The sequence below is a fragment of the Streptomyces sp. NPDC048278 genome (assembly GCF_040652195.1).
Lineage (GTDB): Bacteria > Actinomycetota > Actinomycetes > Streptomycetales > Streptomycetaceae > Streptomyces.
In genome coordinates this window covers 164794-177343 of record NZ_JBEZLP010000002.1, presented here as the reverse complement: position 1 = coordinate 177343, position 12550 = coordinate 164794, and the positions used below count along the sequence as shown (strand labels likewise).

The window sequence follows — 12550 nt, the reverse complement described above, 5'->3', positions numbered from 1 at the left end:
GGCGCGATCTTTGCTGCCTCTGTCACACCGCGGCGTACGCGTCGGAGAGGTGTCCGACACCTTGTGGTGAGGGGAGCCTCTCATGCGTATCGCCCATGACGTCGTCGCCGTGGTGCTGAGCGGGCCGAGTGGATCGTCAAGGCGCTGACCCACTACCGGGTGGCGCGGGCCTGGTGGACACCGCTCGGGCTGGCCAAGGCCGCCGGAGCGGTGGGGCTGGTGAGCTGAGGATCCGTCGGGGCTCAGTTCTGCGGGGTCGGGGGCTTCGAGCGGCGGACGCGGCGGCGCAGGGCCGGGCCGAGGCGGACCAGGAGGCGTTTGTCGATGCCGGTGACGCGGCGCTCCATCGCGGACAGGTGCTGGGTGGTGGCCTTCAGCTCCTTGCGGAGGGCTTCGAGCTGGCGGGTGGTCTCGGCGGCGCGCTTCTCGGCGGTGGTCAGCCGGGTGCGCAGCTCCCTGTTCTCCTTGGCGTGCCGGTCGGCCTTCGCGTCCGCCGCGGTGATCCGTTCGCGGAGCCGGCTGAACCGGTAGCGCAGCTGGCCGTCGTCGCCGCCGTCCCAGACGGGCATCGACGCCGGCAGGCCGAGGCCGGCCAGCCGGGCGTCGAAGGCGGCGCCGCCGTCGCCGTGGGTGTAGGTGTTCTCCAGGTCGTTGCGGTCGAGGAAGGCGATGATGCGCTCGAAGCGCTCGCCGTGTCCCTTGACCATGGCGGAGAAGTCGGCGTCCTCGTACAGGTCACGCGGGTCGGTGCCGGCGTCCAGCTCGGTGATCGGGCGGTGCGGGATGTCGAAGTAGCGGCACAGTTCGAGGGTGCGCGAGTCGTGGGTGAGGACGACGCTCGGGGTGCCGGCCAGCAGGGCGGCGACGTTGCCGTGGATCCGGGTGCCGTACGCGAAGTCGTAGCCGCGCAGCTCGTCGATCCAGGTGGCCGGGTCCAGCGGCATGCGGACCTTGTTCTCCTGGAGCAGGGCGTGGCTGAGCTGGAGCGGGAAGGGGTCGGTGTGGCCGGACTCCGGGGAGGTGTCGCCCCACAGCAGCAGCTCCGCGTCGACGGTGTTCTGCGCGTAGTAGGTGAGGTGGGGGTACCGCTCCCAGGCGTGCCGGGCGATGCCCGATATGTCGCCGACGGGTATCGCGTCCGGGGACAGGTTCAGGGCGATGCGGGAGTCGGCGGTCAGCTCCGTGGCCCGGATCTCCGGGAAGGTGTCGCCGTACAGGAACATCGACGGGCAGCCGATGATGTCGACGTCGTGGAAGCCGAGGCTCCTGAGGTAGTCCGAGGTCAGCTCGCCGCGTACGCCGATGGAGGCGGAGCGGTCCAGGACCGCGCGGGCGAAGCGGCGGACCGAGTCGGCCATCGGGTTCAGCCACGCGGTGTCGTAGTCCGCGGGGGCCTGGGCGCCGACGCCGAACACCACGACCGGGATGGTGAGCTGCTCGATCAGCTTCGTCAGCCGGTCCAGGGAGGCCTGGAAGGTCGGGCGGAAGGCGTTGGCGAGCGGTACGACGAACACGTCGTACCGCTCGTTGATCTCCGCGGCGCGGGCGGCCGAGGGGTCGGTGCGGATGCCGTTGGACGTCACCTCGGTGTCCGGGGCGGTCAGCATCTTGTGCGCCGAGTCGCTGAAGATCAGGTTCCCGGTGTTGGTCCCGATCAGGTCCTGGTGGATGAACTCCGCCGGAGTGGCGACACGGAACGGGCTCTTCCCGGAGCGGATCAGGATTCGTTTCACGAACGGCACCTTATCCCGGAGGTAAACGCAGAGTGAAGGAGAAGTAAGAGACTGGTCGGTCTCTTACCTGGGAGATGGCTCACATACGCCGAAGGGCCGGCCGGAGGGGGTCTCCTCCGGCCGGCCCTTCGGGGGGTGCCTCTACGCGGTGGTCTCGCCGCCGAAGCGGGTCTTGTACGTCTCCAGGTCCTCGTCCGTGAGCTTCGCGAACAGGACCGGGGGCACGGTGAAGGGGGTGCCGGCCGGGACGGCGGTCAGCGCCTTCGCCTCGTCGGCGGTGACCCAGGTCGCGGTGTCCTCGGCGAGGGCGAACGCCTCGCGCATCGTCTTCGCCGTCGCCGGGATGAAGGGCTCCGAGACCACCGAGTAGAGGTGGATCAGGTTCATCGCCGTGCGGAGGGTGAGCGCCGCGCCGTCCTTGTCCGTCTTGATCTCCAGCCAGGGGGCCTTCTCCTCCAGGTAGGAGTTGCCGGCCGACCACAGGGCGCGCAGGGCCGCGGCGGCCTTGCGGAACTGGAGGGACTCCATGTGGGACTCGTACTCGGCGAGGAGCGCGGCGATCTCCGTGCCGAGCTTCGCCTCCGCCTCGCCGGGGGTGCCGCCGGCCGGGACGTCGTCGCCGAAGCGCTTCCTGGAGAAGGACAGGACGCGGTTGACGAAGTTGCCCAGGGTGTCGGCCAGGTCCTTGTTCACCGTCGCCGTGAAGTGCTCCCAGGTGAAGGACGAGTCGTCCGACTCCGGGGCGTTGGCGATGAGGAAGTAGCGCCAGTAGTCGGCGGGGAGGATGTCGAGGGCCTGGTCGGTGAAGACGCCGCGCTTCTGCGAGGTGGAGAACTTGCCGCCGTAGTACGTCAGCCAGTTGAAGGCCTTGACGAAGTCGACCTTCTTCCACGGCTCGCGGACGCCGAGTTCGGTGGCCGGGAACATCACCGTGTGGAAGGGGACGTTGTCCTTCGCCATGAACTCCGTGTAGCGGACGTCGGTGTCGACGTCGTACCACCACGACTTCCAGTCGCGGGTCTCCCCGTCGGGCGCCGCGTCCGCCCACTCCTTCGTCGCGCCGATGTACTCGATCGGGGCGTCGAACCAGACGTAGAAGACCTTGCCCTCGGCCGCCAGCTCCGGCCAGGTGTCGGCCGGGACGGGCACGCCCCAGTCCAGGTCGCGGGTGATCGCGCGGTCGTGCAGGCCCTCGGTCAGCCACTTGTGGGCGATGGAGGAGGCCAGCTGCGGCCAGTCCTTGTCGTGCTTCGAGACCCACTCGCGGACCTCGTTCTCCAGCTTGGACTGGAGCAGGAAGAGGTGCTTGGTCTCGCGGATCTCCAGGTCCGTGGAGCCGGAGATCGCCGAGCGCGGGTTGATCAGGTCGGTCGGGTCCAGGACGCGGGTGCAGTTCTCGCACTGGTCGCCGCGGGCCTTGTCGTAGCCGCAGTGCGGGCAGGTGCCCTCGACGTAGCGGTCCGGGAGGAAACGGCCGTCCACCGGGCTGTACACCTGGCGGATCGCCCGCTCCTCGATGAAGCCGTTCTCGTTCAGGCGGCGGGCGAAGTGCTGGGTGATCTCGCGGTTCTCGGCGGAGGAGCTCCGGCCGAAGTAGTCGAACGCGAGCGCGAAGCCGTCGTAGACCGCCTTCTGCGCGTCGTGCGCCTGGGCGCAGAAGTCCGCTACGGGGATGCCCTGCTCCTTCGCCGCGAGCTCGGCGGGGGTGCCGTGCTCGTCCGTCGCGCAGATGTAGAGGACCTCGTGGCCGCGCTGGCGGAGGTACCGGGAGTACACGTCCGCCGGGAGCATGGACCCCACCATGTTGCCCAGGTGCTTGATCCCGTTGATGTACGGAAGGGCGCTGGTGATGAGGTGTCGAGCCATCGGGGGCTGCTCCCAGGTCGGTCTGTTGCTGCTATTGCGAACCTTGAAATCGTAGCCGACATGTGTATGCCGCCCGCTTCCCGTTTTATTGGGTGAGAAGCGGGCGGCATGGGGTGGGGCGGTGGGGGTGTGCCGGTGGGGCTTACGGGCGCCAGTCGATCAGGAGGCCGTCGTAGAGCTCGGCGTCCGTGAGCTCCAGGGGGGTCGGGCCCGCGTGGAAGAAGGCCGCGTTGCCGGTCTTCAGCTTGCGGAGGTAGTCGAAGGCCTTGTTCTCGTGCTCGCCGAACGCGACGAACGAGAAGAAGAGGGTGGGGTGGGACTTCGCCGCGTCCGTGAGGGACTGGGTGGCCGGGGTCTTCGCGTCCGGGGCGCCGTCCGTCTGGAAGACGACCAGGGCGGGGGTGCCGGGGGCCTTGGCGCCGGCGTTCTCGTCGTAGTGCGCGAGTACGGCTTCGACGGCGGCGTGGTAGCTGGTACGGCCCATGCGGCCGAGGCCGGCGTGCGCCTCGTCGATCGCGTTCTCGGGGGAGGCGGGGGTGAGGTCGGTGGTGCCGTCGACCTCGGTCGAGAAGAAGACGACGTGGACGGTGGGGGTCTCGCCGGCCGGGGTGAGGCGGGTGGCGAGGGCGAGGGTCTGGTCGGCGAGGGCCGCGGCGGAGCCGTCCTTGTAGTACGGGCGCATGCTCGCGGAGCGGTCGAGGACGAGGTAGGTGGCGGCGTGGGTGCCGGTGAGGTCGGCCTTCGCGAGGGCGGCGGACGCGGCGTCTCCGGGCGCCGTGGCCTCGGCTTCGCCTTCGGCCTCCGTGTTCCCACCCGCACCACCCGTGACAGTTTCGTCGTCGGGTGCGGGTGGCCCCTGCGGGGCGGATTCGCCGTCGGCGGCTGCGGCGACAGGGGTGGCTGCGGCGGCTGCGGTGGCTGCGGCAGGTTCCGGGGTGGGTTCGGCTGCCGGCTCGGACTCGGGCTCGGGCTCGGGCTCGGGCGTTGCGGCGGCTTCGGCCTCCGGTTCGGCAGCCGCCTCGGCTGCGAGTTCCGGTTCGGCAGCGGCTTCGGCTGCGGGCTCCGGTTCGACTGCCGCTTCGGCTACCGGTTCCGGCACGGCTGCCGCTTCGGCTGCGGGCTCCGCCTCGGCCACCGGCTCCGGCTCGGAATCGGGCTCCGCCTCCGGCTCGGTGACAGACGCGGGCTCCGACGCCGCCTCCGGCTCGGTCGCGGACGCGGGCTCGGTCACCGGCTCCGGCTCCGGCTCGGTCACCGGCTCCGGCTCGGTCGCGGGCTCGGGCTCCGCCTCCGGCTCGGTCACGGACGCGGGCTCGGTCGCCGCCGTCGGCTCGGTCTCCGGCTCCGCCGTCGGCTCTGCCTCGGCCGTGGCCGTCGGCTCAGAAGCCGTCTCCTCGGGGGCTGCCGTCGTCGGCTCTGGCTCGGCTGCCGCTTCGGGCTCAGCCTCAGCCTCGACCTGAACCTCGGCTTCCGACGCCGGCTCGACCGGCTCCACCGTCACTTCGGCCTCGACCTTGATGACCGGCTCGGCCTCGGCCACCGGCTCCGGGGTCTCCGGCTCAGCCGCAGGCTCGGCCTCAGCCGCAGGCTCGGGCGTCGGCTTGGCTTCAGCCGCAGGCTCGGGCTCGGTTGTCGGCTCGGCCTCTGCCGCAGGCTTGGGCGTCGGCTTGGCTTCGGCCGCAGGCTTGGGGTCCGGCTGGATTTCTACTTCAGGTTCGATCAGGCGGGTTGCCTGCTTCGGAACCGTTACGTTGTCGAAAGCTGCTGAGACCAGATCGTGTTCGTCGGTCGATGCAGGGCGGGGCTCCGGGACTGCCGCCGGGGCTTCCGGTTCCGGCTTCGGTGCCTGCTGCTTCGACTGCGAAGGGAGCTGGTCCGCACCCTCTGCCTCGGCAGGGCGCGGCTTTCGCGACCTGCCGAATGCGTTCCGCAGGAGAGTGAGAATGCCCATGTGCGCAACCCTTCGCGTGAGTTGATACCCGTCAATCGCTGGCCAGGACGGACACGTAAGGTTAGCGGCCCCAGGTTGCGATCTTGGGGAGGGTCGATGACTCCTGTCGGGCGTGCGGCGGTCGAGTCCCAGACTGTTTCCAAGTACCTGTCGGCATAGGTCAGTTCATCTCCCGTTCATTCGGCGGCTGTTCGCGTGCACAACCACGCCCCTACCGTCACGCTCACACCAAGAGTTCGCAAGGGGAGAGTAAAGTGCGCAAGCTGCTGCCGATCGTAGGAACACCCGCCCACTCGCATCCGGGCGGGCGGTCCGCCCTCACCTGCCGGTTCCGGTGCGGTGACGCCTGCTTCCACGAGGTGCCCAACACCAGCTCCAACGCCTACGTCGGCGACGTCATCGCCGACGCCGTGAGCCGTCGGAGCGTGGTCCGGGCCGCGGCGGTCGTGGCCGTCGCGGTGGGCGGTGTGGGCGGTGTGGGTGCGGCGTCCGCCGCCGCCGCGACCGGCGGCGGTGCTTCCAAACCCGTTGCCGGGGCCCGGGGGCTCCGGTTCGGGTCCGTCGCTCCCAACACCGCCGACACCGTCACCGTTCCGGACGGCTACGGGCAGAACGTCGTCGTGCGGTGGGGCGAGCCCATCCTGCGCGGGGCGCCCAGGTTCGACCCCGAGAACCAGACGGCGGCCTCCCAGGCGGGGCAGTTCGGGTACAACAACGACTTCCTCGCGCTGCTGCCGCTGCCCGGCGAGCCGCGTCGGCAGATCCTCGTCGCCAACCACGAGTACACCGACGAAGTGCTGATGTTCCGCGGGTACGACGCCGCCAACCCGACCCGGAACCAGGTCGAGGTGGCCTGGGCCGCGCACGGGCTCGGGGTGGTGGTCGTGGAGGAGGACCGGAGGACCGGGGCGCTGACCGCCGTGGCACGGCACGCGCTCAACCGGCGGGTCACCGCCACCACCGAGTTCCGGCTCACCGGGCCGGCCGCGGGCAGCGGTCTGCTCCGGACCTCCGCCGACCCGAGCGGTCGCAAGGTCCTCGGGACGCTCAACAACTGCTCCGGCGGGACCACCCCGTGGGGGACGACCCTGCACGGCGAGGAGAACTTCAACCAGTACTTCGCGAACGGCACGCGGGCCACGGACAAGCGGTACGGGCTCGGGACCGGGGCCACCGAGCGGAAGTGGGAACGCTTCGACAAGCGGTTCGACGTGGCCCAGGAGCCGAACGAGTCGCACCGGTTCGGGTACGTGGTGGAGCTGGACCCGTACGACCCGGAGTCCACGCCGCGCAAGCGGACCGCGCTCGGCCGGTTCAAGCACGAGGGCGCGACCGTGCGCATGACCGACGACGGGCGGCCCGTCGTGTACTCCGGTGACGACGAACGGTTCGACTACTTCTACAAGTTCGTCGGCAGCAAGAAGATGAAGCGGGGCAACGGGCGGGGCGTGCGGGAGCACAACGCCACCCTGCTCGACGAGGGGACGCTGTACGTCGCCCGGCTCACCGGGGACTCGCCCGCCATCGAGATCGACGGGACCGGGAAGCTGCCCGCGGACGGGGAGTTCGACGGGAGCGGGGAGTGGATTCCGCTGGCCACGGCGACCGCGGGCGGTGCCGTCTCGCACGTCGAGGGGATGAGCGCCGAGGAGGTGTACGTCTTCACGCGGCTCGCCGGTGACAAGGTCGGCGCGACGAAGATGGACCGGCCCGAGGACATCGAGCCCAGCCCGCGCACCGGCAAGGTGTACGTCGCCCTCACCAACAACACCAACCGGGGGGTCGGCGCGAACGCCGCCGCCGACGAGGCCAACCCCCGCAACGCCAACAAGCACGGGCACATCCTGGAGCTGACCGAGCGCTGGAACCGCGCCGACAGCACCGGGTTCGCCTGGACGCTCTTCCTCGTCGCCGGTGACCCGGAGGACCCCGCGACCTACTTCGCCGGCTTCCCCAAGGACGACGTCAGCCCGATCTCCTGCCCGGACAACGTCGCCTTCGACCCGCACGGCAACCTGTGGATCTCCACCGACGGCAACCAGCTCGGCTCGCACGACGGCCTGTTCGGCGTGGCGACCACGGGGTCCAGGCGCGGTGAGCTGAAGCAGTTCCTGACCGTGCCGACCGGCGCCGAGACCTGCGGTCCGCTGGTGCAGGACCGGCGGGTGCTGGTGGCCGTGCAGCACCCCGGTGAGATCACGGGCGCGAGCGTGGAGAACCCCGCGAGCACCTGGCCCGACGGACCCGGCAGGATCGTGCGGCCCGCCGTCGTCGCCGTGTGGCGCAAGGACGGGTGCGACATCGGCGTGTGACGGCAGTGACCGGTGGAACTGGCCGGTGGAAGTGATCAGGCTAAGTGATCAGGCCAAGTGATCAGGGAAAGTGATCAGTGGGGGGAGGCGATGGCTCTTGCCGCCGCCACCTCCTGGCGCAGTGGTTCCAGGACGCTGTCCGGCGGGCCCGTGAGGTCGGTGCGGACCGCGACCAGGGTCTCCGAGCTGCGGACGCCCTCCGCCAGCTCGCGCAGTTGCAGGGTCACCTGATCGACCTCGGCCCGGTCCGGGGGCGGCGCTCCGTGCCGTACCCGGACCCGGGCCGCCGTCGTCGCGTCGACGATGCGTTCCACCGCGACGACCAGGGGCCACCAGGCCGCCGCCCGGCGGCCGGTGGGCGGCGGCTCGGTCAGGGCGCGCTGGAACTCGGTACGGACCACGGACAGGTCCCGGTAGAGGCGGCGGCGCAGCCGGGCGCGGGCAGCAGGCTCCGCGCCCGGCCGGAAGGCCAGCTCGACATAGGCCGCCGTGTCCGCCACCGCGTCGGCCAGCCGGTCGCCGACCCGGGTGCGCCAGCTCTCCGGCCACAGCAGGTACCCGGCGACCAGCGCGATCGCGCAGCCCATCAGGGAGTCGAGCAGGCGGGGCAGCAGCAGGGCCGTGCCCTGGTGGTTCAGGTTGTCGGAGAGGAGCAGGATGACCGGGGTGATGGCGGCGGTCTGGAAGCCGTAGCCCCGGGGGGTCAGGGCCGGGACCAGGGGCGCCAGGACCATCATCACCGGTACGTCCCACCAGCCGCGCGGTACGACGGTGAGGACCGTCGCCGCCACCACCAGCCCCGCCACCGTGCCGAGCGCGCGCAGCAGCGCCCGGGAGAAGACCGAGCCGAAGTCGGGCTTGAGGACGAAGGTGATGGTGAGGGCGACCCAGTAGGAGCGCGGGACCGGGACCAGGGAGACCAGGGCCTGGGCGATGCCGATGCACAGGGCGAGGCGGATGCCGTAGCGCCAGGAGTTGGCGGAGAGCACGACGTTGCGGGCGGCCCGTGCGGTGCGGATGCCGAGGGCGGCGGGGCGGCCCAGGCGGTCGTCGATGCCGCGGGGGTCGACGTCGGGGCGGGTGGCGACCTCGGCGACGTGCCGCAGGGCGTGGTCGACGGCCCGGCCGGTCTCGTTGCCGGGTGCAGGCAGGTCCAGCCCTATCGGGCCGGTGTAGCCGGTCTCGATCGCGTCGGCGATGTGCAGGACCGCCGCCGGGACCTCGGGCGGCAGCGGCTTTCCGGCGCTCCGGGCGAGCCGGACGGCGGGGGCCGCCTCCACCACCGGGGTGATCGCGTTCAACTGGGCGAGCATGCGGGTGAGTTCGCTGCTACGGCCGCGGTACCGGGCGCGCCGGGCCAGGATCAGGTCGTACGCCTCGTTCAGCGACTGGGTGACGGTGTGCCGGGCCCGGTCGTACGCCTCGCCGTCGTCGCCTTCGCTGCAGGCCAGCAGGTCGGCGACGGTGCGGTAGGCGGCGGCGACCGCCGCGCGTTCCGGTACGCCCGAGCGCAGCGGCCAGGCCAGCAGGGCGAGGAGCAGCACGAGCAGGCCGCCGCCGGTCATCAGCACCGGGGTGAGCCACCAGGCGCCGGGCAGCGGCAGGCCGGCGCCGATCACGGAGTTGAGCAGGAGCAGCAGGCCGGAGACGGAGGAGACCGCGCCGATCGTCGAGATCATCCCGGAGAGCAGCGCGATGCCGGTGATCACGGCGACCGTGAGCCAGCCCTGGCCGTAGGCCAGCGAGCCGACGGTGACGCCGACGGCGCCGAAGAGCTGCGGCACCGCGATGTTGAGGATCCGCATCCGGTAGGCGTCGGCGGTGTCGCCGATCACCCCGGACAGCGCGCCCATCGAGGCGAGCGCCCCGTACGCGGGCTGTCCGGCCGCGAGCCCGACGGCGAGCGGGAGGCTCATGGCGAGCGCGGCGCGGGCGAGGGCGGCCCAGTTGAGGGGGGCGGCCTGCTGGGGCCGGAGGTTCCTTACCAGCCAGTCGGGAGGGGTGAGGCCGATGGGGAACTCGCGGGACATGCGCCCATTATCAGGGCTTGTGCCGGTGGAGCGGGATGTCCACGACGGGGGCCGGGTGGGCGGTGTCGGTGTCGTCGTCGGCGTCGGTGAGGTTGCGGGCACCGCTTCGGGGGCTGCCGCCCCCGGACCCCCGCATCGGCCTGAACGGCCTCGTCCTCAAACGCCGGACGGGCTGGGGTGGGTGCTGTCCGGCTTTCGGGGGCGGGTTTCGGACGGGCTGGGGTGGGTGCTGGTCGGCTTTCGGGTCACGATTCTTCGTCGAGGCGTGCCAGGAACTCCCCCAGCGCGCGGTTGAACTCCTCCGGCCGCTCCAGGTTGGGCAGGTGGGAGGCCCCGTCGATGATCCGGAGCGTGGAGTCGGGGAGGAGGGCGTGCATCGACTCGGCGTCGGAGACGGGGGTGTACGCGTCGTCCGCGCCGACCACGATCAGGGCGGGGACCGTCGCGCCGGCCAGCAGCGGGCGGTAGTCGGGGCGTTCGGCGCGGCCCCGCAGGGCTGCCGCGGCGCCCTCGGGGCGGGTGGCCGTCATCATGCGGTGGACGTGGGCCTTCACGTCGGGGTGGGCGTCCGGGGCGACCATCTTCTCCAGGACCTCGTCGGCGTAGCCGCGCATGCCTTCGCTCAGCAGCCGGTCGGCCATGGCGTTGCGGGCGCGTCTGCCCTGCGGGGTCTCGGGGTCGGGGAAGGTGTCGGCCAGGACCAGGCCGCGGACGCGTTCGGGGCCGAGGCGGTCGTAGCACTCCATCGCGATCTGGCCGCCCATCGACAGGCCGGCGACCACGCAGGTCCGTATGTCCAGCGCGTCGAGGAGTTCCTCGAGGTCCGCTGCGAAGCGGGCGAGCGGGGTGCTGCCGGGGGTGACCGGGGAGGCGCCGTAGCCGCGCAGGTCGGGGGCGAGGACCCGGCGGCCCGGGGCGAACTCCGCCACCTGGGGGTGCCACATCGTGCGGTCGAAGGGGTGGCCGTGCACGAGGAGGAGAGGGAGCGGAGGGCGGGGGCGCGGGGTGTGCGGGTTGTGTGGTGTTTGCCGGTCATTGTCGTCGTATGCGAGGAAGGGGGGCACGCGGACGACCCTAGGGACCGGTAACTCCTCGGTGCAATAAAATCTTTGCCCTCGGTGCAATGGGGGATGTCATGGGAGAGGGGGCCCGCGTGGACGACTTCCGGGGGATCGCCGACCGGATCGCGCTGGACATCGCGCGGGGACGGCTGCGGGCCGGGCAACGGCTGCCGCCGCAGCGGGCGTTCGCGCGCCGGCACGGGATCGCCGCGTCGACCGCGGGGCGGGTGTACGCCGAACTCGTGCGGCGCGGGCTGGTGGTGGGCGAGGTCGGCCGCGGGACCTTCGTGCGGGCCGCGCAGGCCGTGCCGCAGGGGCGGGCGCTGGTCGAGGACGGTGCCGCCCGCATCAATCTGGAGCTCAACTACCCCTCCGTACCAGGGCAGTCGGAGCTGCTGGCCCCGGCCCTCGCGCCGCTGCTGCGGCCCGACGCGCTCACCGTCGCCCTGCGGCCTGCCGCCGCCGACGGCACCCCGCACGCCCGGGAGGCCGCCGCCGCGCTGCTCGCCACCGGCGACTGGCGGCCCGACCCCGGCCGCATCCTCTTCACGGGCAACGCCCGGCAGGCGATCGCCGCCACCCTCGGCTCCCTGGTGCGGCCGGGCGGCCGGGTCGGGGTGGAGCCGCTGACGTATCCGCTGGTCAAGGAGATCGCCGGCCGGCTCGGTGTCACGCTCGTCCCGGTGCGGGCGGACGAGGACGGGCCGGTCGTCGAGTCCGTGCTCGCCGTGCACCGGTCCGCGCCGCTGTCCGCGCTCTACCTCCAGCCGACCCTGCACAATCCGACCTCGGTGACCGTCCCGGCCGAGCGCCGCATCCGACTGGCGCGCGCCGTGTCCGACGTGGGGCTCCCGGTCGTCGAGGACCGGATCTGGTCGTTTCTGCACGACGGTCCCGAGCCGCCGCTCGCCGCCCTCGCGCCACGGCTCGTCCATCTCGTCGACGGACTCTCCAAGCGGGTCGCGCCCGGTCTCACCGCCGGGTTCGCCGTCGTTCCGGAGGACCGGGTGGACGCGGTGGCGGCGGCCGTGCGGTCCGGCGGGTGGAGCGCGGGGGCGTTCGCGCTGGAGGCGGCGGTGCGGTGGATCGGGGACGGGACGGTGGCACGGCTCGTGGCGGCCAGGCGGGAGCAGGCCGCACGGCGGCAGCGGCTCGTCCGCGAGGCACTGGCCGGGTTCGCCGTACGGGCCGACCCGTACGGGTACTTCGCCTGGTGGGAGCTGCCCGAGCCGTGGCGGGCGGACGGTTTCACGGCGGCTGCGGCGGCCCGCGGGATCGCCGTCACCCCCGGTACCGCCTTCCGCGTCGACCCCAAGCGGACCCCGGACGCGGTACGGCTCGGACTGGCGTCGGCGGCGGAGCCGGAACTGGCAGGCGCACTGCGGACGCTGGCCGCACTGGCGACGCAGCGTCCCTGAGGCAGCCCGCAGACGGCCCGCAGACGGTCTGGAGGCAGCCCGGAGGCAGCCCGGAGGTAATTCCGGGTGTGCATCGGAGGCGGTCAGGGGGCTCCCGACGCGGTCCGGAGACGGTTCCGGGCGTGGCCGTGGCGGCGGCCCCCGCGACGACGCCCCCGAGGCGGTCCCGGAGGCGGCCG

The 12550-nt window shown here is 72.1% G+C and carries 8 protein-coding genes; 2 read left to right on the top strand and 6 right to left on the bottom strand.

Annotated elements, in window-relative coordinates:
• Nucleotides 1-242 precede the first annotated feature (242 nt).
• The 3 genes from AB0D74_RS04375 to AB0D74_RS04365 form a co-directional block, all read right to left on the bottom strand.
• Complete coding sequence (locus AB0D74_RS04375) at nucleotides 243-1733, bottom strand: polysaccharide pyruvyl transferase family protein (protein WP_362580451.1); 1491 nt, start codon at nucleotides 1731-1733, stop codon at nucleotides 243-245.
• A 141-nt stretch (nucleotides 1734-1874) separates the two neighbouring features.
• Nucleotides 1875-3599, bottom strand: coding sequence for a methionine--tRNA ligase (gene metG, locus AB0D74_RS04370; protein ID WP_362580449.1), 1725 nt, complete (start codon nucleotides 3597-3599; stop codon nucleotides 1875-1877).
• Nucleotides 3600-3741: 142 nt separating this feature from the next.
• Nucleotides 3742-5550, bottom strand: a complete 1809-nt coding sequence (locus AB0D74_RS04365) for a VWA domain-containing protein (RefSeq protein ID WP_362580447.1) — start codon at nucleotides 5548-5550, stop codon at nucleotides 3742-3744.
• Between the two features lie 254 nt (nucleotides 5551-5804).
• Between AB0D74_RS04365 and AB0D74_RS04360 the strand changes: the two genes are divergently transcribed.
• Nucleotides 5805-7862, top strand: coding sequence for a PhoX family protein (locus AB0D74_RS04360; protein WP_362580445.1), 2058 nt, complete (start codon nucleotides 5805-5807; stop codon nucleotides 7860-7862).
• 74 nt (nucleotides 7863-7936) lie between these two features.
• Here the strand turns inward: AB0D74_RS04360 and AB0D74_RS04355 are convergent, their stop codons facing one another.
• The 3 genes from AB0D74_RS04355 to AB0D74_RS04345 form a co-directional block, all read right to left on the bottom strand.
• Nucleotides 7937-9892 (bottom strand): FUSC family protein, encoded by a 1956-nt coding sequence (locus AB0D74_RS04355; RefSeq protein ID WP_362580443.1) that lies wholly within the window; start codon nucleotides 9890-9892, stop codon nucleotides 7937-7939.
• A gap of 10 nt (nucleotides 9893-9902) precedes the next feature.
• On the bottom strand, nucleotides 9903-10028 hold the full coding sequence (locus AB0D74_RS04350) for a hypothetical protein (protein WP_362580441.1): 126 nt from the start codon (nucleotides 10026-10028) through the stop codon (nucleotides 9903-9905).
• A gap of 109 nt (nucleotides 10029-10137) precedes the next feature.
• Nucleotides 10138-10863 (bottom strand): alpha/beta hydrolase, encoded by a 726-nt coding sequence (locus AB0D74_RS04345; RefSeq protein ID WP_362580439.1) that lies wholly within the window; start codon nucleotides 10861-10863, stop codon nucleotides 10138-10140.
• Nucleotides 10864-11045: 182 nt separating this feature from the next.
• Between AB0D74_RS04345 and AB0D74_RS04340 the strand changes: the two genes are divergently transcribed.
• Entirely contained in the window at nucleotides 11046-12371 is a 1326-nt protein-coding gene (locus tag AB0D74_RS04340) for a PLP-dependent aminotransferase family protein (protein ID WP_362580437.1), read from the top strand.
• Nucleotides 12372-12550 lie beyond the last annotated feature (179 nt).

What these genes read in the sequence shown, in the direction of transcription:
- metG (WP_362580449.1), bottom strand. Translation starts at nt 3,599, where the DNA reads ATGGCTCGACACCTCATCACCAGCGCCCTTCCGTACATCAACGGGATC.
- AB0D74_RS04365 (WP_362580447.1), bottom strand. Translation starts at nt 5,550, where the DNA reads ATGGGCATTCTCACTCTCCTGCGGAACGCATTCGGCAGGTCGCGAAAG.
- AB0D74_RS04355 (WP_362580443.1), bottom strand. Translation starts at nt 9,892, where the DNA reads ATGTCCCGCGAGTTCCCCATCGGCCTCACCCCTCCCGACTGGCTGGTA.
- AB0D74_RS04350 (WP_362580441.1), bottom strand. Translation starts at nt 10,028, where the DNA reads ATGCGGGGGTCCGGGGGCGGCAGCCCCCGAAGCGGTGCCCGCAACCTC.